This window comes from uncultured Caldilinea sp. (assembly GCF_937128415.1).
Classification (GTDB): Bacteria; Chloroflexota; Anaerolineae; order Caldilineales; family Caldilineaceae; genus Caldilinea.
This window is the reverse complement of record NZ_CAKZMJ010000069.1, coordinates 58,704-77,056: the sequence shown is the minus strand read 5'-3', so window position 1 is coordinate 77,056 and position 18,353 is coordinate 58,704. Positions and strand designations below refer to the sequence as shown.

Here is an 18,353-nt window from a genome sequence, read left to right as displayed (position 1 = left end):
CCGGACTTTTGCATGGCCGGTCACCGTCTATTTTGAGTGCAGCGAGTAGACTCAATTTTCAGAAAGTCATCAAACGCAAGGAGGACTCGCTGCATGACCTTTCGAGAGATCGGCAATCCGACCTATATTGCGTTGGAGACTTTTCGGAAAAGCGGAGAGGGAGTAGTGACGCCCGTCTGGGTCGCTGCGGAGAACGGTAAACTCTATGTCTGGACGCTGGCGGACAGCGGCAAAGTCAAGCGCATCCGCAACAACGGACGGGTGCGCATTGCCGTCAGCGATGCGCGCGGCAATCCCAAGAGCGCATGGGTGGAAGCCCGCGCTCGCGTGCTCGACGACCCGGCGGAAGATCGAAAGCAACGGGAGCGGCTGGCGAAGAAATACGGCTGGCAATTCCAGCTCTTCAACCTGATGGGGCGCTTTTCGCGCAATCGGGCCAACCATGTGGTGTTGGAAATCACAGAGCCGTAGAATCTGTAAGAAATTGAAACCGCTCTCGTGGACAAAAAAGTCGGAAGTTGATTGTAGTCGCCGATTCCCAATGGGATGGGCTTTCACCGATTGCGGGGGAATCCGTAGGCGCCGCTCGTAGCGGCGCTGGCCGGGTTCGCCCAAATGCTCGGGGATTGTCGAGGACGTGCGGCTGCGAGCCGCACCTACGAAAAACCATCATCACTCCGTAGGCGTTGCCTCGGCGAACCAAATCCCCGGCGCGCCTTCCTCCCCCTCTCCCAATGCTGGGAGAGGGGGCAGGGGGTGAGGACCTGTGGCTGCGAGCATCGCAGAGTGATTTTGCGAGAGACAATCGAATCAACGGCGATTCCGTTGCGCCGGAGATCATCAACAAGTTATTGTTTGCTGAGGAGGATGCACAATGTACAAAGGATTCCGTATCCTGGTTTCTTTGCTGTTCGGCCTTGTGCTTGTCGGCTGCACCCTGGCGCCGGCAGCGCAACCGGGCACAGAGCAGCCCGCCGCCCAACCCAAGCGCGTCGTGTATCTGATCAACGGCGCCCTGGGCGACAACGCCTTCTATGACTCCGGCAAGGCGGGCATCGACGCGCTGGCGGCCAACTACGGCGTCGAGACGCGCACCATCGAGGCCAACTTCGACGCCGGCAAGTATGAGCCGTCGCTGCAGGCGGCGGTGAGCTACGCCGACGTCATCTTCGTCATCTCCTACGGCTTCGAGGATCAGCTCAAGGCGATCGCCGATAAAAATCCAGACAAAATCTTCGTCAACCTCGACACCGTGGTGCAAAACAGCGCCAACACCATCACCTCGGTCGACTTCATCGAGGAGGAGAGCGCCTATCTCGCCGGCGTCGTGGCGGGCATGCTGACCCTCGACACGAGCGTGCCCAACATCAACCCGGAGAAGATCGTGGGCGTCGTCGGCGGCGACGTTGACCCCGTAGTGAATTCTTTCATCTTTGCCTACGAGAACGGCGCGAAATCGGTCGATCCGGAGATCGTCGTGTTGAAGAAGTCGCTTGGCGGCGCCTGGGACGATGCAGCCAAAGGCAAACAGGCGGCCCTGCAGCTCTACGACCAGGGAGCGGACGTGGTCTTCCAGGTGGCGGCTGCAGCGGGCATCGGCGTTTTGCAGGCGGCGCGCGAGCGCAACCTCTACGCCATTGGCGTGGACACCAACCAGAACGACCTGGAGCCGGGCCATGTCGTCGCTTCCGACATCAAGGACGTCGGCAAGGCGATCCAGGACGTCTACAAGAGCATCGTCGAGGGAACCTATCAGCCCGGCGCCGTGCTCCAGTATGGCCTGGCCAGCGGCGGCGTCGATCTGGTGACGGAAGCGAAAGTCAAAGTGTTGCCGGAGGCGATCGAACAGCGCGTGATGGAGCTGCGCCAGCAGATCATCGATGGAACGCTGAAAATCGAGCTGTACGACGGCCGCGACGTCTGGCAATAGCGCATCCCTCTAAAGCACAAACTATGGCCGCAGGCGGCGGAATGTCAACCCAGCGCGCAGAGGCGCAAGTCGCAGACCGCAGCGTGCAACTTGCGCCTCCTCTCATCCAGATGCAAGGCATCGTGAAGGTCTATCCGCCCAACGTGCTGGCGCTGGATGACGCGACGGTGAGCTTCGCCGACGGCGAGATCCACGCGCTCGTCGGCGAAAACGGCGCGGGCAAGAGCACGCTGATGAAGGTGCTTTATGGCCTTGTCCACCACGACCGGGGCGAAATTCGCTATCGAGGCCGTCCGGTGCGCTTTCGCTCCCCCGGCGAAGCGATCGCGGCGGGCATCGGCATGGTGCACCAGGAAATCCTGCTCATCAACGAATATACGGTGTGGGAAAACATCGTGCTCGGCGCAGAGCCGGTCGATCGCCTGGGACGCATCGACAGAAAGCGTGCGCGCGGCGAAGTGCAGGCAATCATCGACCGCTTTCATTTTGCGCTCGACCCTGACGCTATCGTGGCCGACATCTCCGTGGCGGCGCGTCAAAAAGTGGAAATCCTCAAGCTCCTCTATCGCGACGTCTCCGTGCTGATCCTGGACGAACCGACCGCAGTGCTGACGCCGCAGGAGATTCCCCAGCTCTTCGCCGAGCTGCGGGAGCTGCGCAACGAAGGACATACGATCCTCTTCATCTCGCACAGGCTGGAGGAGGTGCTCGAGCTGGCGGAGCGGGTGACGGTGCTGCGCAAGGGCCGCGTCGTCGCTACGCTCCCCGCCGCCCAGACGACGCGCAGCGAGCTGGCCGCGCTGATGGTCGGCCGCGAGGTGCTTTTCAGCTCGCGGCGCACGCCTCAGGCGCCCGGCGACGTCGTCTTCGCCGTCGAGGGATTGCGCTACGAAGACGAGCACGGCCGCGTCCGGCTTAAGGACGTTCACTTGCAGGTGCGCGCCGGTGAGCTGGTCGGCGTGGCGGGCGTGGAAGGCAACGGCCAACTGGAGCTCGTCAACGCCATCACCGGCCTGCTTCAACCGACGGCGGGAACGCTGCGCGTCGCCGGCGTCGATCTCACCCACGCGCCGATCCTGGAGCGACGGCGCTACATCGCCTACGTTCCGCAAGACAGGGGGCGCATGGGCGGCAGCCTGGCCGCCTCGGTGGTGGAAAACGCCATCATGACCCATCACCGTCTCAACCCACGGCTGACGCGCTGGAAAGGGCTGCTGCTCGATCGAAAGGCCGCGCACCGTTTCACCGATGCGCTGGCGCAGCGCTTCAACGTGAGCATGCCCGCCCGCGCTGCGCCGTTGCGCGCGCTCTCCGGCGGCAATCAGCAGAAGGTGATCCTGGGCCGCGAGCTGCTGCTGGAATGCCCTTTCATCCTGCTCGACCAACCGACACGCGGGCTGGACGTCGGCTCGATCGAGTATGTGCATGACCAGATGCTGGCGATGCGTCGCGCCGGTCGCGGCCTGTTGATGATCTCGGCCAATCTCGAAGAGATTTTCCTGCTGGCCGACCGCATTGTGGTGCTGCACCGTGGAGAGATCGTCGCCGATCTGCCCGTCGAGCAGGCCACGGTCGAACAGATAGGCCGCTACATGCTGGAAGGAAAGGCTTGATCGCAGATGGCAAGGGTGCTCAACGCTGCGCTTGGCGTTCTCATTGCACTGGCGCTCGGCGCACTGATCATGCTGGCGCAGGGCTACGATCCGTTGGCCAGCTACGCGGCGCTGTTTCAGTTTTCGCTCGGCAGCCCCTACGCGCTGGCGACCACCTTCAAAAACGCCGTCCCGCTCGTGCTCACCGGCCTTTCCGCAGCCATCGCCTTTGCATCGGGGCCGGTCAACCTGGGCCAACCCGGCCAGTTGCTCATGGGCGCGCTGGCGGCGACCATCGCCGGCCTCTATCTCGACCTGCCGCCGCTGGTGATGATCCCGACGCTGGCGCTGCTGGCGATGGCGGCCGGGGCGCTCTGGTCTGGCCTGGCCGCGCTGTTGCGTCAGGCCTTCGGCATGAGCGAGTTCATCGTCACTTTGATGCTGAACATCGTGGCGGATTACTTCACGCTGTGGGCGATCACCTACCCTTTCAAGGACGCCGCCGCCTATTCGCCGATGACGCCGCCGATTGCGACGAGCGGCTGGCTGCCGGAGTTCGGCGACTGGAACAGCGCAGTCTTCTGGATGCTGGCGGCGACGGCGCTGATGTGGTTTCTGCTGGCGCGCACGCGCCCGGGCTATGAATGGCGCATCGGCGGGCAAAATTCGCTCTTCGCCCGGCTAGGCGGCTGCCCTGTGGACCGCAACTTCATCCTTGTGATGCTCCTGACCGGCGCATTGGCCGGGCTGGCGGGCGGCCTGTTGATCATGGGCGGGCCGCATCGCTTTTTGCGCGGGCTGGGCGCTAATTACGCGTGGGACGGCGTCATGATCGCCATCGTCGCCAACAACAGCCTGCCCGGCGTGCTGGCGTACGGCCTCTTCTTCGCCGCCATCCAGACCGGCGCGCTGGGCATGGAGCTGATCACCGCAGTCCCGAGCGAAATCGTCCTGGTGCTTCAGGGCGCGCTCGTGTTGGTCATCGTCGCCAGCCGCGAGGCGCTGCATCAGCTCGCCGACCGCCTGGCCGCGCGACGACAGGCGCAGCGCAGGGCCAAACAAGCTCCCTTCCTGGAAAGCGTGGAACAACCATGAACATTCTCACCGGTCTGCTCAACGGCGCAATTTCAGGGGCGACGCCCATCCTGCTGGCTGCACTGGGCGGCGCCTTCACCTTCTACGCCGGCGTCTTCAACATCGCCATGGAAGGAATGATGTTGATGGCCGCCTTCTGCGCCGTGTGGGGCTCCTTCACCTTCGGGTCTTGGCTCGCCGGGGTGCTGCTGGCCATCCTCGGCGCGCTGGCGCTGGCGTTGATCTTCATCGTCTTCGCCGTCTGGCTGGACACCGACGAGTTCGTCACCGGCATCGCTCTCAATCTTTTCACTCTCGGCGCCACGACCTATCTGCTGCGCCAGAGCTTCGGCGTCAAGGGCGTCTTCGCCGGGCCGGGCATCGACCCAATCCCGCGGCTGCATCTCCCCCTGCTCGCCGACGTTCCTCTGCTCGGCGCCGTCCTTTCCGGGCAAAATCTGATGGTCTACGCCGCCGCCCTGGCGACGCTGATCAGCGCTTTTCTGGTCTTCCGCACCCGCTTTGGCCTGCGGCTGCGCGCCGCCGGTTACAACGCCGCCAGCCTCGACTCCTCCGGCGTCTCTTCGGCGCGCATGCGCGTCTATTCACTGCTGCTGTGCGGCGTGCTCTGTGGGCTGGCGGGCGCGTTTCTCTCGCTCGGCTACGTCACGCTCTTCTCAGAGAACATGTCGGCGGGCCGCGGGTGGATTTCGTTGGCCGCCATCATTCTCGTCAACGGCAATCCGTGGGGCGTGGCGATCATCTCGCTGCTCTTCGGCTTCGCCGACGTGCTCGGCCTGCTTTTGCAAAGTTATCAAGTTCCTTCTCAATTCACCGCCATGACGCCTTACCTGGCCACGTTGGCGGCCCTGTATCTTTACGCCCGTCGTCATCGCAAGGAGCGCAGCTATGTCAACCGTTAACCCGTCCACTCCGCGCCGCGCCTGGCAGATCGACCGGGAGCTGCGCCTCAGCGCAGTTCCGCTCGACCGCCGCATTCACCCCAGCGACTGGTACACCAGCGAGACCGTCTTTCCCACCGGCGACGATCTGTTGCTGCTCTTCTGGGATGCGCGCGTGCCCGGCTCCGGCGCGCCGGAGATTCCCTACGTCGAGATGGTGGAGTCGATGGCGAACCAGGGCTATGACGTGACCAAAGCCGAGGCGCTGCTGCCGGAAGGGATCGAGCTGGCGCGCGCCAGACGCATCGACGACCTGCGCGCGCTGACGGCCGAGCTGTTGGCTCGGCTGCACGACGCCCCACGTATTCCCAACCATCCCTACTGGCGCTACGACTATCCGGGGCCAGGATGGAAGGCGGTGCGCGCCTCGCTGCGCGACGCCGACCCGGAGCAGGATCGTCGGGCGCTGGAAAGACTGGAGGAGAAAACGCTGGCGGGCTGGCTCTGTCAACTGGCGGGCGGAGCATTCGGCACCGCCATCGAAGGCTATCACACCGACCGCATCGCCGAAGTCTACGGCGTGATCGACGCCTACATCACGACTCCGGAGACGATGAACGACGACGTCGTCTATGAGCTGGTCTTCCTCGATGTCTTTGAGCGCTATGGCCGTCGCCTCACCTCGCGGCGCCTCGGGCTGGAATGGGTGCGTCAGATTCCCTTCGGCTGGTCGGCGGAGTGGATTGCGCTGCGCAACCTGAACATGGGACTCATGCCGCCTCGCTCCGGCTCGTTCCGCAACCCCTACGTCGACTGGATCGGCTGTCAGATGCGCGGCATGGTCTGCGGGATGGTGGCGCCGGGCTGGCCGCTGGAAGCCGCGCGGCTGGCTTACCTCGACGGCGTGGTCTCTCACGCGCGCAACGGCGTCTACGGCGGCATGTATGCCGCCGTCCTGACGGCGCTGGCCTATGTCCGCAACGACGAGCGCGCGCTGCTGGAGGAGGCGCTGAACTATCTCCCGCCCGGCAGCGAGTACGTCGCCGTGGCGCGCGAGATCCTGGCCGTCCTGCGCAGCGAGCCGAACCCGGCGGCGGCGTGGCGACTGCTCGACGCCCGCTTCGAGGAGTACAACTGGATTCACGCCTATCCGAACCTGGCGGCCGACATGTTGGCGCTCTGGCACGCGCGCGGCGACCTGACGACCGCCTTCCGCTGGCTGGCGCACGCCGGCCTGGATGTGGATTGCAACGCCGGCCTCGTGGGCACCGTGCTGGGCATCATGCACGGCGCGCCGGAGAAGTGGGCGGCGCCTTTGAACGATCTGCTGGAAACCTACCTGCGCGGCAAGGAGCGACTCTCAATTCGGGCGCTGGCGGCGCGTACGGCGCATCTGGCGCGGATGTAAACGGCGAAGGTCGGAAGTAGAAGCATCCAGGGCGGGTGGTTTTTATGCGTGCACTCATAGCCGTCAACGGCGTCATCCAGGATTATTCTTCCCTTCAACCCCTCCTGCGCGACGACGATTACCTGGTCGCCGCCGACGGCGGCGCTTTGCATTGGCTGGCGCTTGGGCGCACGCCGCACGTCGTCGTCGGCGACCTCGACAGCCTGCCTGCGGACCTGGTGGAGAGCCTGGCTGCGCAGGGCGTGCGCATCGAACGACATCCGCGAGAGAAAGATCAGACCGACATCGAACTCGCCATCGAGCGCGCCCTTCGCGACGGCGCCGACGAGGTGCTTCTGATCGGCGCCTTGGGGGGACGATTGGATCAGACGCTCGCCAACGTGCTACTTCTGGCCCAGCGCAACTGGCCGGCGTCGGTGCAGTTGGTCGAGGGAGAGCAGATCGCCGAGGTGGTGCGCGGGCCGGGTGCGCTCGCATTCGGCGGCGCGCCCGGAGACCTCGTCAGCCTGATCCCCCTCAGCCCGACCGTGCAAGGCGTCACCTATCGCGGACTGCGCTATCCGCTTGAAGAGGCCGAGCTGTCCCTCGGCTCTACGCGGGCGATCAGCAACGAAATGGCGGAGCCGCACGCAAGCATCTTCATCCGACAGGGGCTGGCGCTGGTCGTGCGCACGCTCAACTATCGCGCGGAGGATGAAGGATCGACCGAAGGTCCGTGAACAGCGTCGTCTGGCCCTGCAGCCTGCACTGTCTGAGCGTCCTTGCGCTTTGTGTGAAGCGCCAGCGCGCCGGCTGAAAGAAGCGCCAGGGCCAGACCGATCAGCTGGCTGGTGCGGAAGGGGCCGGTCATGGCGCCGGGGGCGGCGAAGGCGTCGGCGACCATCAACACAAGCCCGACGGCCAGCCCAACATGGCCGAGGGTGCGGCCTGGGCGTTGCGGGTCGGCCGCCGGCCAGACAAAAACGACGCCCAGCGCGAATCCCAGCGCCCGGTAGAGCGCAGCGGGATGTTGCATTTCGCCGAAATAGGGCCGCGCCCAGGGCAGGTCGCTGGGCAACCCCGTGATGGCGCCGGTCAGATAGTCGGAAACCGCCAGAATGGCGCCCGCCGTCAACAGCCCCATCGAAAGGGCCGCCGCCACGCGCAGCGGTTCCAACGACTGACGCAGCAGATAGGCGTATCCCGCCGCCAGGGCGGCGATGACGCCCGGCCAAAAGGCGAAGCCGCTCGGCCGCAAGCTGAAGATCAGGAGCGGTTCTGCGGAATAGACATACCAGAACTGGAAGACGTTCCACAACCTTGCTACAATCAATCCGGCCAGGATGGCCAGCAGCCCGACGTTCCAGACGTCGTCGGTGCGCAGGCCAAAGCGACGCCCGAAGCGGCCGGCGCTTTCCAGCCCGAAAAAGAGGGCCAACATGGCGAAGATCGGGCCGGTGGGCAGCGTAACGGGTCCAAAAGGAAGCGCTGGATACATGTTTGCTTGATCAACCAGAAAATTTGAAAGGATCGGTTCGAATATGCGGATTCTTGTCACCGGCGGCGCCGGTTTTTTGGGCAGTCATCTGTGCGACCGTCTGCTCGCCGAAGGGCACGACGTGATTGCGATGGACAATTTGATCACCGGCACAACGGACAACATTGCACATCTCGCCGGCAACCGCCGTTTTCAATTTATCCACCACGACGTCACGAACTACATCTACATCAAAGGCCCCCTCGACGCCATTTTACACTTCGCCAGCCCCGCCAGTCCAATTGACTACCTGGAGCTGCCCATTCAAACGCTGAAGGTGGGCAGCCTGGGCACGCACAACGCGCTGGGGTTGGCGATGGCGAAGGGCGCACGCTTTCTGCTCGCCAGCACGAGCGAGGTCTACGGCGACCCACTGGTGCATCCTCAATCGGAAAGTTATTGGGGCAACGTCAACCCGATCGGCCCGCGCGGGGTCTACGACGAGGCCAAACGTTTCGCCGAGGCGATGACGATGGCCTACCACCGCCATCACGGCGTAGACACGCGCATCGTGCGCATTTTCAACACCTATGGCCCGCGCATGCGCCTGCGCGACGGCCGCGTGGTGCCCAACTTCGTCAGCCAGGCGCTGCGTCGGGAGCCGCTCACCGTCTACGGCGACGGCAGGCAGACGCGCAGCTTCTGCTATGTGAGCGATCTGATCGAGGGCATCTATCGCCTGCTCATGAGCGACGAAGTGGAGCCGGTCAACATCGGCAACCCCACCGAGATGACGATCCTGGAATTCGCCACGCTCATCAACGAGCTGACCGGCAACCCGGCGGGCATCCGCTTTGAACCGCTGCCCAAAGACGACCCCAAACAGCGCCAGCCCGACATCTCCAAAGCGCGGCGCGTCCTAGGCTGGGAGCCGAAAGTTGACCTGCGCACCGGCATGACGCAGACGGTGGAGTGGTTCAAGGCGCAGTTGGGGGTGTGAAAGTGATATTGACCCGATTGGAGAGGTTCACGACCACGTCCATGGTCTCGTCCGGGCCGGTGATCTCCTCGGCGTAGCGCTCAATATCGAGAAGGCCGGGCAGTCGAGCAAGGAAACTTGACGAATTTGCGCAGGCCGGCTTCGATGGATTCCACCCGCGAGGGTTGGCGCCAGTGCTCCGTCGTTTCACTGCGTTGAGACGAGCCACACCTCGAAAGAAAGACCTTGGCATCATCAGGGAAATGTTTCCAGGGCAAGGTAGGCGGCCATCAGCGCCTTGAACAACCGACCATGATTGGGCACCTTGAGATGCAGCAGCTCATGCACGATGACTTCGCGACGAAAATCAGCAGGTTGACGCAGCAGGTCGGCGTCGAAGGTGAGCCGGCCCTGCGAGGAGCAGCTGCCCCACTTGCGCTTCATCGGGCGGATGCGGATCTCGCGGGGGGTGACCCCGATGCGCTGTGCCCAGGCCTCGACCTCGGCGCGGAACAGGTCCAGCGGCACGGCCTGCTCCAGCGGCTGCCACTCCGGAGCGCCGGCTTTCCTCATTCGGCGGCCCTCCGCAACAGGTTCAGCATGGCATCGGCCCAGGCCACTACGTCCTGGACGCCGATGTCCAGCAGCGCTTTGTACAGACGGCCTCGCACCTCGCCCTCCTGCCTCTGGTTGACCATCCAGTGAGGCCATGCCACAAAGGCCGCTTCCATCGCCTGGGCGACCCGGCCGGCGGCCGCGGGGGAAACCTGATGGGTGCGCAGCCACCATTCCACGGCGAAGGCCTGTGGGGAGAGGGGGCTGGATTGGCGCTCGGCGTGGGCCTGGTTGAGTTGCTGCACCAGCTCGTCCAGTTCGCGCAGCGCCTCCTGCGACTCGATCTGTCTTTCCTCAAAGCGCCGACGGATTTCCTCGGCGCGCTCGCCGATGGAGAGCAGGTAGGGCGCGGCGCTGCCCTCTTCCTCCACCAGCCGGTGCAGCTCTTTCAGCAGGTTGAAGACCTTGACGGTGTCGGGCTTGTCGGCGTTGAGCAAGGCCAGCAGCGCCGCCGGCCCGATCTCATAGTTCACCGTCGGCTCCCGCAGCAGGCCGGCGCGGCTGTGTCGTTGGACGATCTCGGCGGTCTTGCGCAGGAAGGACCTGTCCACCGGCGCGTGCGGCTCGTAGGCGGCGCGCAGCAGGCGATACATCTCCACCAGGCGCTGGTAGTCCTCCAGGAAGGGGCGCAGGAACGGGTCGGGCGAGAGGATCTCGTAGAGCTCTTCGAGCTCGCGGAAGAAACGGTAGAACGTTTCCCGCGGCGCCTTGTCGCGGAAGTGCTCCAGCACGGCCTCGGTCGCCTTGTCGCCGGCTCGTCCGGCGGTCAGGGGCAGATATGTCCTGCGGCCCTCCTCCATCAACTGGTTGAACCGCGCCTGCAACACGTCAATCCCCTCCACCACGCTGCTCACTTCCTGCGAGTCGAAAGCCAGCGCGCGCTCCAGGTTCTCGAACACGCCTACGAAGTCCAGGATCAGGCCGGTGGTCTTGCGCTGGCCGTCCTCGCTCTCGTAGGGGCGGTTGACGCGGGCGATGGCCTGGAGCAACACGTGGTCGCGCATGGGCTTGTCCAGGTACATGCAGTAGAGGATGGGCGCGTCGTAGCCGGTGAGGAGCTTCTCGGTGACGATGAAGAGCTGCGGGTTCTCGCCCGGCTTGCGGAAGGCCTGGCGCAGACGGCGCTCCTCGTCCTCGCTCAGGTGGTGGCGCTTGAGGTGGGGCGGGTCGTTGTGCCCGGCGCTGATGACCACGGCGCTCCAGTCGGGCGGCAGATGGCGGTCCAGCGCCTCCTTATAGAGGGCGCACGCCTCGCGGTCGGCGGCGACGAGGAAGGCTTTGTAACCCATCGGTTGCACCGTTTGCCGGAAGTGTTCGGCCACGAAGGCGGCGATTTTTTCCACCCGCTCGCGGTTCTTGAGCATGTTGGTCAGGGTCACGGCGCGGTCGAGGACGCGGTTGATCTCCTCGATGTCCGCCACGCCCTCCAGCTCAGCCGCCGCCCAGAACTCCCGCTCCATCGCCTCGCGGTCGGCGATCAGGTCGTTGGGGGCAAGCTGATAGTGCAGCGGCACGGTGGCGCCGTCCTGGATGGACTCGCGGATGGAGTACTTGTCCAGGTACCCCTGCGGGTCGTCCCCGCCGAAGGTCTTGAAAGTGCCCCTGCCGTGCGCGGTGCGGTCAATGGGGGTGCCGGTGAAGCCGACGAAGGTGGCGTTGGGCAGCGCGCCCATCAGGTAGTTGCCCAGGTCGCCGCCCGTGGAGCGATGGGCCTCGTCCACCAGCACAAAGACGTTGCTGCGCGTGCACAGGTCGGCCGGCATGTCGTCGAACTTGTGGATCATGCTGACGATCAGGCCGCGCGTGTCGGCCTTGAGCAGATCCCGCAGGTGGCGTTTGGAGAGGGCCAGGTGCACCCGGCCGAAGCCGATGGCCTCCAGGTTCTGGAAGAGCTGCTGCTCCAGCTCGTTGCGGTCCACGATGAGCAGGACGGTGGGGTTTTGAAAATGGGGATCCTCCAGCAGCAGGCGGGCGATGGTGAGCATGGTGTAGGTCTTACCGGAGCCCTGGGTGTGCCAGACAAGCCCACGATGTTTTTGGGGGTCGCGCGCCCGCGATAGCACCCGCTCGGCGGCGCGCATCTGGTGGGGGCGCAGGACGACCTTGGTCAGCTCCCCGTCCTTACGGGCGAAAAGAATGTAATCCGTCAGCACGCGCAGCACGCGGCGCGGGGCGACGAAGGATTTGACCAGGGTTTCAAAATCCGGTAGGGGCGAATCATGATTCGTCCCTACCTCCTCCCGCCAGTTGAACAGGGTCTTGCGCGAGAGGGACCAGGTGGCGCCGTAGAAGAACTGGATCAGGTGGGTCAGGGCGAAAAGCTGCGCCTGGGCCATGAGATCGGGGGCCTCGGCGTGGTAGCGGCGGATCTGGTCGAGGGCCTCGGCGATGCCCTCCAGGTGCGTGGCCGCCTTGGTCTCGACCACGATGACCGGGATGCCGTTGACCAGGAACACGACGTCGGCGCGGATGCGCCGCGCGCCGCTTTGAAAGGGGAACTCGTCGGTGACGTGAAAGCGGTTGGCCTCCGGCCGCTGCGCGTCCAGCAGGCGCAGGTTGCGCTCGCGGCGCTCGGCCTCGACGAAGATGGTCTTCAGCCCCTTAAGGTGCTCCCAGGCCTCGCGGTTGCCCTCGATGTCGGCGCGCAGGGAAAGCAGGCGGCGCACGACCTCCTCTGCTTTGGCTGCGCTGGTCACCACCCCCGGGTTGAGACGCTGGAGCTGCTCCACCAGCACCGGCTGTAGGAAGGGCTTGTCCTCGCCCCCGCGCAGACGCAGCGCTTCTTCAGGCGCGAGGTAGGTCCAGCCAGCCTCGGCGGCATACCGGATGAGCGGGTTCTGGACGGTGTGACGTTCGGAGGAGAGGGTCATGGGGCATCTCCCGCAGCATGGTGTCGGTCGTCGTCCTGGAACATTTCCCAAATCTCGCGCGCCAACGGATCGCTACCGGTGCGTTGATCGTTTTCGCGGTCCAAATGCCAGCGCAGGGGATTTTCCTGAATGTAACGGCGGATGGCGTTCAGGGCGCGTTCGTCCCGGATGATGTGTTCGTAGTAATTGCGTTGCCAGATGGGTGCGCTGGGGGTGTGGCGTAATTCGTTGATGCGTTTGGTCACGGCGGATTTGAATTGACCGATGATGGCGCCAACCGATTGCGGCACGGGGCCACGCGGTGGTAGGGGCGACGCATGCGTCGCCCCTACGTTTTGCGTCCCCGCGTTGTTGTCATTGGCCACAATCCACAACACGCCGTGGATATGATTGGGCATGATCACGAACACATCCAATTGAACGTGCGGAAAATGCACAGGAATGTCGCGCCAACATTGCGCGGCGATGCATCCGGCGTCGTTCAACCGCATCACCCCGTTCACCACTGCGCCGAAAAAATGCGCCCGATCGTGCGTGCAGATGGTGATGAAATACGCGCCCGGCTGGGTGTAATCGTACCCCTTGAGGCGAATCGAACGGCGATGATGGCGGTTGGGATCATAACGCATCATGCCCCGTCCTTGATTGAATTGTTTTGATCGCTGTAGGGGCAAGGCACTGCCTTGCCCCTAAGATTTCAATGGCAGCCACCGGCACCCGCCGTCGTGCGGTCATCAGATCGTGCAACAGGGTCTTGAAGAGGTCCCCCAGCGCGCGGGCATACGCCTCCTCCGCCGCGATGCGCCGATCTACCGCCTGCAGGATGCGCGCAATCTCGCGTTGCTCGGAGAGAGGGGGGAGGGGAATGAGAAGAGATAACACAACCGATTTTGGAAGACGCTGTCTGCCAGTTGTACCTTCCATCTTTGCAGCAAGGTCTTGTCTCACTTCTGGTTGCAAAAGATACAAAGCCAGGAATTCTGTGTTCAGTTCGTCTTTTGGGCGAATGGGAAAAACTTCTGTAGTTGCATATCCCCATCCTCCGGGTATGCCCCTAACAATGCCTTGTTTCCCATTCTCAAGACAAGGGGTTATTTTGGCTAATAGAAAGTCACCTTCTGAAACAGTCACGCCACTACGCACTTCTTCCGGCGCTCTCAATTCCCACCGAGAAATAAAGATTCCATTTTCTGGGATTATTGACATCGGGATGAACGGTACAAAGAGTCGTTCTTCTCGCATCGTACGAGATGGTCCAACGGAGACCACCTCCCCCAACCTGACCACCTGCCAATGTTCGGGCAGGGGGCCGATTTCGGTCTCCCGTAGGGGCGAAACATGTTTCGCCCCTACATGGGCTGCACCGTCCGCAACACGTGCGCGATCGCTCGCTGCTCGGGGAGCGGGGGGAGGGGGATGGGAAGATTTTTGATTATGGTCTGGCTAATGTTTGGCTGCGCACCGCCATATCGTTGATTCAACAAATCTTCTCTTAAGTGAATCAGGGTATAGAATAAGTAATCTGAGAGAAGATGCGGATATGGGAAAATTGCACAAATTGCTTGATTAGTGGCAGCGTCCAGTCCCAACAACCCTACTTTTCCAGCAGTAGCGCCATACATTGCAAGTAATAACGTGCCTTTTGGAAATATTTTGGCATTTGAATTCTTCAATCCGCTCTCAGTCAGGCTTTCGCTTGCGAACTTAACCTCAGTGTCATTCAACTCTCCCGATTTGACCCACGCGATCGGACCGCCGAAATACTCCGGCTTACCTCTATCGGGTGTCCCGCCACTCTTGGTTTCCACCACCTCCCCCAACCTCACCACCTGCCAATCTTCGGGCAGGGGGCCGAGTTCGGTTATCTTGAAGCCCTCGGGAATGTTCTGGATTTCATTCGCCATCGTCTACCTCATCCAGCAGACGGGTCATCTGTTCTCGTAACAGCGGCACGTCTTGGGTAGCCGTCACCCAAACGATGCGCCAGTCCACCGCAAAATATTCGTGTACGGCGATGTTGCGAAAGGCGACAATATCCGGCCACGGAATCTCCGGGTGTCGCTCGGTGAAGCCTTTGGGCAGGCGTGCCGCCGCTTCGCCAACGACGATGAGCTTTTGCAGCACGGCGCTTTGCCGCAGTTCATCCTGCATGAAGTCGGACTCACCGATGCCTTTCAAAAACCGCTCAATGGCCTCTGCGGCCTGGAGGATGTCTATCAGGTATAAACGCTCAGGCCGCATAGATCACCTGCTCCTCGCGCAAAATGGCCTCGCGAATCGCGGGTTTCAGGCCGCTGCGAGGCACCAAATCCACCGGTCTGCCCAGCAGACTGGACAATTCTCGCGCCATGCGGCTCAAGGTAACAAAACCCACCGCAGTGTCCGGCTCGAACTCCACCAGCACGTCCACATCGCTTTGCGGGCCAAAGTCCTCACGCAACACGGACCCGAACAAGGATAGTCGTCGTGCCCGATACCGCCGGCACAACTCCTTGATCTCAGCTTCTGGAATAGCGATGGTGGTTATCATGGTTCTTCCTCCGATGGTTTGAAGCCCAACTGTAGCAGCACCTTCCGCAATGCCCGCTCGGCCTCGGCGCGCTCCTCCTCGGCCTCCTCCAGGCGGACCAGGGCTTCTTCTAAGGGCAAATCATGATTTGCCCCTACCCCGTTCGTGCTCACATAGCGGCTGGGCGAAAGGTTGTAATCATTGCGCGCGGCCTCGTCGCGGGTGATGACCGCATGTAAGGGCACGGCATGCCGTGCCCCTACATCGCCCCACGCATGATAAATCTCCGCGATGGCCTCGATGTGTTCTGCGGCCAGGTAATTCTTCGGCCGGCCCTTGGCGAACAACTGGCTCGCGTTGATGAGCAGGATCTCGCCGGGGCGGCGCTTGCGGCGGTTGACGACGATGATCACGCCTGGCGCGGTGGTGTTGTAGAACAGGTTCTCGGGCAGCAGGACGACCGCCTCCACCAGGTCGGCCTCGACGAAGGCCTTGCGGATGTCGCGCTCGCGGTTGCTGCCCTGGTTGCCGCTGCCGCGGCTGACCGCGCCGGTGTCCAGCACCACCGCCATGCGCCCGCGCTCGTTGAGCGAGGCCAGCATGTGCTGCAGCCAGCCCCAGTCCGCCGAGGAGGACGGCGGCGCGCCGTAGCGAAAGCGGTCAAAGGGGTCGTTCGCGTACAGCTCTTGCCCGAAGTTCTGGTTCCACATCGGGTTGGCCGTCACCAGGTCGAAGGTCTGCAGGCGGCCGGCGCCGTCCTTGAAGGCCGGCTGGCGCATGGTGTCGCCGATGCGGATGTCGGCCTCGATGTCGTGGATGACGGCGTTCATGCGCGCCATGGCGAACGTCGCCGGGTTGATCTCCTGGCCGAAGACGCGCAGCGGGGCAAGGGTGGGCGGCAGCGTCACCCGGCCGTTTTCGCGCTGCCCATGCCGTTCCAGGAGGCGCAGATGGCACTTGATCAGCAGCCCGCCCGACCCGCAGGCGGGGTCGTAGACCGTCATCCCAGGCTCCGGCTCCAACAGCCGCGCCATGAGGATGCCCACCTCGCGCGGGGTGTAGAACTCGCCGGCCGATTGCCCCTGCCCCTCGGCGAACTTGCGCAGCAAGTACTCGTAGGCGCGGCCGAGGATGTCCGGCTCCACATCCTCCAGCCCCAGGCGGTGGCGCGAGAGCACTTCGATCAGCGCGGCCAGATGCTCGTCCGAGATGATGCGCTGGCCCGCGGCGGTGGCGTTGAAGTCCACCATGTCAATCACGCCGGAGAGACGCGGGTTCTCGCGCGCCACCGACCGCACGGCGTCGGTGAGATACTGTCCCAGGCCCACCGTCTGCCGGCGGATGGCCTCCCAGCGCGCCGGGGGCGGGATGTAGAAGCGCACCAACGACACCTGCCCGCGCGCCCGCTCCTGTTCCAGCAGAGACTGAGCGATCTTTGCGCCGCCGAACTGCGCCTCCAGGCGGGCCATCTCGTCGTCGAACACGTCCGACAGGCGCTTGAGGAAGACCAGCGGCAGGATGTAGTCCTTGAACTTAGGCGCGTCCACCGGCCCGCGGATGGCGCAGGCGGCGTCCCACAGCCAGGTTTCAAGGGTTTGGATGTCCATCATACGTTTTCCTTGTTCTGGAAACGCCCGGTCCGAAACGTGCTTCTCCTTCTGCTGCGGTCGTCATTCCGGTGGCGGAGGATGTCGCACGCCCGCCAGATGTCGGCGGCGAGGGTCTCACGGGTTTGGGCGTTGGGCATAGGGCGTTTTTCTTACCACGAAGGCACGAAGACACGAAGATTTTAAGATCTTTCATTTCCTTCGTGTCTTTGTGTCTTCGTGGTCATTTATCATAATGCAATGCGAGTGATACCGTCCTTGATCAGCGGCGCGTTGAAGTTGATCAGGAAGCCGAGGCGCTTGCCGGTCAGCTTGATCTGGGTCAAAAGCTGGGCGGTGTAGACGGGATGCATGACCTCCACCGCTTTCAGCTCACAGATGATCCGCTCCTCCACCAGCACATCGAGGCGCAAGCCCTCATCAAACCGAATGCCGTCGTACTCGATGGGCACAACCACCTGGCGACGAAAGGACAATCCTCGTTTACGCAGCTCATGGCAGAAGCAGACCTCATACACATTTTCCAGCAGACCAGGGCCCAGGTTCTTGTGCACCGCATAGGCCGCATCCACGATCAGACGGGCAATGCGCTCATCTTCTTCGGGGATGGGAGAATGCTTCACGGTCTCTCCTTCGTGCCTTCGTGTCTTTGTGGTTAGGTAATTTACCACGAAGACACGAAGACACAAAGAGAACAGATAGAATCTCTTCGTGTCTTTGTGTCTTCGTGGTTGCCCTCCCCCTCACAAATAGATCCCCCGCTGTGGCCGTATCGAGTGCAAGGAGCACTGCAGCTGTGGAGAGCATCATGTCTGGTCAAAGCCGGTGAGGCAAAAGCGCCGGTGGTTGCATCGCCGAAGCGGAGCCCTCGTAAGAAGAAAAGCGTGATGGGATGCCGAAGAGAAGTTACGCGATGGATAGAGAATGCAATGCCTCAACGCTTCGCTCGCCCGTCGCCGTCAGGCGAATGGTGCGTGCGTCGGGCTCTTCAGGGTCGATGATCAGCTCGATGCGCAGCAGGTCGGCGGGGAGCAAGGCGGCGATGCGGTCGGCCCACTCGATGGCGAGCACTGTGCGTTCATCGCCGTCGGCGCCGGTGAGCAGGTCGGTGAGGCCAAAGGTCGCAGCGTCGGCGAGGGTGGCCTGTTCGGCGAGCCGATAGGCGTCGACGTGCACCAGGCGCAAGCCGTTGTCTGCGAGGTGTTCGTTGATCAAAATGAAGGTGGGGCTGGTGATGCGGCTGCGCACCCCCATCCCTGCGGCAAGCCCCTGCACAAAGGTCGTTTTGCCGGCGCCGAGGTCCCCGCACAGCGCCAGCACCTCTCCCCCACGCAGCGCGTGGCCGAGCTGTTCGGCCAAGCTGCGCGTCTCTTCGTGGGAACGAGTCTTCACCGTGAGCGTCTGCACCCCG

19 protein-coding genes are annotated in these 18,353 nt (G+C 63.2%); 8 read left to right on the top strand and 11 right to left on the bottom strand.

Going from position 1 to position 18,353, the window contains the following annotated elements:
• Positions 1-93: 93 nt before the first annotated feature.
• The 7 genes from Q0367_RS13415 (at position 94) to Q0367_RS13385 (ending at position 7,625) form a co-directional block, all read left to right on the top strand.
• Positions 94-471: a PPOX class F420-dependent oxidoreductase gene (locus Q0367_RS13415; RefSeq protein ID WP_297640902.1), complete on the top strand. Its 378-nt coding sequence runs from the start codon at positions 94-96 to the stop codon at positions 469-471.
• Positions 472-874: 403 nt separating this feature from the next.
• Positions 875-1,930 carry a BMP family ABC transporter substrate-binding protein gene (locus tag Q0367_RS13410; protein ID WP_297640900.1) on the top strand — a complete coding sequence of 352 codons (1,056 nt, stop codon included), beginning with the start codon at positions 875-877 and terminating at the stop codon, positions 1,928-1,930.
• Between the two features lie 41 nt (positions 1,931-1,971).
• Entirely contained in the window at positions 1,972-3,543 is a 1,572-nt protein-coding gene (locus Q0367_RS13405) for an ABC transporter ATP-binding protein (RefSeq protein ID WP_297633066.1), read from the top strand.
• A 6-nt stretch (positions 3,544-3,549) separates the two neighbouring features.
• Positions 3,550-4,617 (top strand): ABC transporter permease, encoded by a 1,068-nt coding sequence (locus tag Q0367_RS13400; protein WP_298982789.1) that lies wholly within the window; start codon positions 3,550-3,552, stop codon positions 4,615-4,617.
• Positions 4,614-5,519: an ABC transporter permease gene (locus Q0367_RS13395; protein WP_297633060.1), complete on the top strand. Its 906-nt coding sequence runs from the start codon at positions 4,614-4,616 to the stop codon at positions 5,517-5,519. Before Q0367_RS13400 ends, Q0367_RS13395 begins: the two co-directional genes overlap by 4 nt.
• The gene (locus Q0367_RS13390; RefSeq protein ID WP_297633057.1) at positions 5,506-6,906 is read left to right on the top strand and encodes an ADP-ribosylglycohydrolase family protein; all 1,401 of its coding nucleotides are present in this window, start codon (positions 5,506-5,508) and stop codon (positions 6,904-6,906) included. The genes Q0367_RS13395 and Q0367_RS13390 overlap by 14 nt, the downstream gene beginning before the upstream one ends.
• Before the next feature lie 44 nt (positions 6,907-6,950).
• Positions 6,951-7,625, top strand: coding sequence for a thiamine diphosphokinase (locus Q0367_RS13385; RefSeq protein ID WP_297633054.1), 675 nt, complete (start codon positions 6,951-6,953; stop codon positions 7,623-7,625).
• Here Q0367_RS13385 and Q0367_RS13380 read toward each other — a convergent pair.
• Positions 7,586-8,383, bottom strand: a complete 798-nt coding sequence (locus Q0367_RS13380) for a prolipoprotein diacylglyceryl transferase family protein (RefSeq protein WP_297633051.1) — start codon at positions 8,381-8,383, stop codon at positions 7,586-7,588. The two genes, Q0367_RS13385 and Q0367_RS13380, sit on opposite strands and share 40 nt — an antisense overlap.
• Positions 8,384-8,426: 43 nt before the next feature.
• Here Q0367_RS13380 and Q0367_RS13375 point away from each other — a divergent pair, with 43 nt between their 5' ends.
• Complete coding sequence (locus Q0367_RS13375) at positions 8,427-9,362, top strand: UDP-glucuronic acid decarboxylase family protein (protein WP_297633048.1); 936 nt, start codon at positions 8,427-8,429, stop codon at positions 9,360-9,362.
• A gap of 234 nt (positions 9,363-9,596) precedes the next feature.
• Here Q0367_RS13375 and Q0367_RS13370 read toward each other — a convergent pair whose 3' ends face one another.
• From Q0367_RS13370 to tsaE, 10 genes are all read right to left on the bottom strand, one after another.
• Positions 9,597-9,914, bottom strand: coding sequence for a M48 family metallopeptidase (locus Q0367_RS13370; protein WP_297640898.1), 318 nt, complete (start codon positions 9,912-9,914; stop codon positions 9,597-9,599).
• Positions 9,911-12,826, bottom strand: a complete 2,916-nt coding sequence (locus tag Q0367_RS13365) for a type I restriction endonuclease subunit R (protein ID WP_298982785.1) — start codon at positions 12,824-12,826, stop codon at positions 9,911-9,913. Before Q0367_RS13365 ends, Q0367_RS13370 begins: the two co-directional genes overlap by 4 nt.
• Positions 12,823-13,458, bottom strand: coding sequence for a transposase (locus Q0367_RS13360; RefSeq protein ID WP_297641306.1), 636 nt, complete (start codon positions 13,456-13,458; stop codon positions 12,823-12,825). Before Q0367_RS13360 ends, Q0367_RS13365 begins: the two co-directional genes overlap by 4 nt.
• Positions 13,445-14,068, bottom strand: a complete 624-nt coding sequence (locus Q0367_RS13355; protein WP_363325870.1) for a restriction endonuclease subunit S — start codon at positions 14,066-14,068, stop codon at positions 13,445-13,447. The genes Q0367_RS13360 and Q0367_RS13355 overlap by 14 nt, the downstream gene beginning before the upstream one ends.
• Positions 14,069-14,175: 107 nt before the next feature.
• Positions 14,176-14,730: a restriction endonuclease subunit S gene (locus Q0367_RS13350; protein ID WP_298982783.1), complete on the bottom strand. Its 555-nt coding sequence runs from the start codon at positions 14,728-14,730 to the stop codon at positions 14,176-14,178.
• On the bottom strand, positions 14,720-15,067 hold the full coding sequence (locus Q0367_RS13345; protein ID WP_297641311.1) for a DUF86 domain-containing protein: 348 nt from the start codon (positions 15,065-15,067) through the stop codon (positions 14,720-14,722). The genes Q0367_RS13350 and Q0367_RS13345 overlap by 11 nt, the downstream gene beginning before the upstream one ends.
• A complete protein-coding gene (locus tag Q0367_RS13340; RefSeq protein WP_297641313.1) occupies positions 15,057-15,356 on the bottom strand; it encodes a nucleotidyltransferase family protein in 300 nt (99 codons plus the stop codon). Before Q0367_RS13340 ends, Q0367_RS13345 begins: the two co-directional genes overlap by 11 nt.
• Positions 15,353-16,942: an N-6 DNA methylase gene (locus Q0367_RS13335; protein ID WP_363325871.1), complete on the bottom strand. Its 1,590-nt coding sequence runs from the start codon at positions 16,940-16,942 to the stop codon at positions 15,353-15,355. The genes Q0367_RS13340 and Q0367_RS13335 overlap by 4 nt, the downstream gene beginning before the upstream one ends.
• A 230-nt stretch (positions 16,943-17,172) precedes the next feature.
• On the bottom strand, positions 17,173-17,565 hold the full coding sequence (locus Q0367_RS13330; RefSeq protein ID WP_297641318.1) for a GxxExxY protein: 393 nt from the start codon (positions 17,563-17,565) through the stop codon (positions 17,173-17,175).
• Positions 17,566-17,848: 283 nt separating this feature from the next.
• Positions 17,849-18,349 (bottom strand): tRNA (adenosine(37)-N6)-threonylcarbamoyltransferase complex ATPase subunit type 1 TsaE, encoded by a 501-nt coding sequence (gene tsaE, locus Q0367_RS13325; RefSeq protein ID WP_297641322.1) that lies wholly within the window; start codon positions 18,347-18,349, stop codon positions 17,849-17,851.
• Positions 18,350-18,353 lie beyond the last annotated feature (4 nt).

What these genes read in the sequence shown, in the direction of transcription:
- Q0367_RS13385 (WP_297633054.1), top strand. Translation starts at nt 6,951, where the DNA reads ATGCGTGCACTCATAGCCGTCAACGGCGTCATCCAGGATTATTCTTCC.
- Q0367_RS13415 (WP_297640902.1), top strand. Translation starts at nt 94, where the DNA reads ATGACCTTTCGAGAGATCGGCAATCCGACCTATATTGCGTTGGAGACT.
- Q0367_RS13365 (WP_298982785.1), bottom strand. Translation starts at nt 12,826, where the DNA reads ATGACCCTCTCCTCCGAACGTCACACCGTCCAGAACCCGCTCATCCGG.
- Q0367_RS13395 (WP_297633060.1), top strand. Translation starts at nt 4,614, where the DNA reads ATGAACATTCTCACCGGTCTGCTCAACGGCGCAATTTCAGGGGCGACG.
- Q0367_RS13400 (WP_298982789.1), top strand. Translation starts at nt 3,550, where the DNA reads ATGGCAAGGGTGCTCAACGCTGCGCTTGGCGTTCTCATTGCACTGGCG.
- Q0367_RS13335 (WP_363325871.1), bottom strand. Translation starts at nt 16,942, where the DNA reads ATGGACATCCAAACCCTTGAAACCTGGCTGTGGGACGCCGCCTGCGCC.
- Q0367_RS13340 (WP_297641313.1), bottom strand. Translation starts at nt 15,356, where the DNA reads ATGATAACCACCATCGCTATTCCAGAAGCTGAGATCAAGGAGTTGTGC.
- Q0367_RS13390 (WP_297633057.1), top strand. Translation starts at nt 5,506, where the DNA reads ATGTCAACCGTTAACCCGTCCACTCCGCGCCGCGCCTGGCAGATCGAC.
- Q0367_RS13405 (WP_297633066.1), top strand. Translation starts at nt 1,972, where the DNA reads ATGTCAACCCAGCGCGCAGAGGCGCAAGTCGCAGACCGCAGCGTGCAA.
- Q0367_RS13410 (WP_297640900.1), top strand. Translation starts at nt 875, where the DNA reads ATGTACAAAGGATTCCGTATCCTGGTTTCTTTGCTGTTCGGCCTTGTG.
- Q0367_RS13345 (WP_297641311.1), bottom strand. Translation starts at nt 15,067, where the DNA reads ATGCGGCCTGAGCGTTTATACCTGATAGACATCCTCCAGGCCGCAGAG.
- Q0367_RS13355 (WP_363325870.1), bottom strand. Translation starts at nt 14,068, where the DNA reads ATGCGAGAAGAACGACTCTTTGTACCGTTCATCCCGATGTCAATAATC.
- Q0367_RS13375 (WP_297633048.1), top strand. Translation starts at nt 8,427, where the DNA reads ATGCGGATTCTTGTCACCGGCGGCGCCGGTTTTTTGGGCAGTCATCTG.
- Q0367_RS13380 (WP_297633051.1), bottom strand. Translation starts at nt 8,383, where the DNA reads ATGTATCCAGCGCTTCCTTTTGGACCCGTTACGCTGCCCACCGGCCCG.
- Q0367_RS13350 (WP_298982783.1), bottom strand. Translation starts at nt 14,730, where the DNA reads ATGGCGAATGAAATCCAGAACATTCCCGAGGGCTTCAAGATAACCGAA.
- Q0367_RS13370 (WP_297640898.1), bottom strand. Translation starts at nt 9,914, where the DNA reads ATGAGGAAAGCCGGCGCTCCGGAGTGGCAGCCGCTGGAGCAGGCCGTG.
- Q0367_RS13360 (WP_297641306.1), bottom strand. Translation starts at nt 13,458, where the DNA reads ATGATGCGTTATGATCCCAACCGCCATCATCGCCGTTCGATTCGCCTC.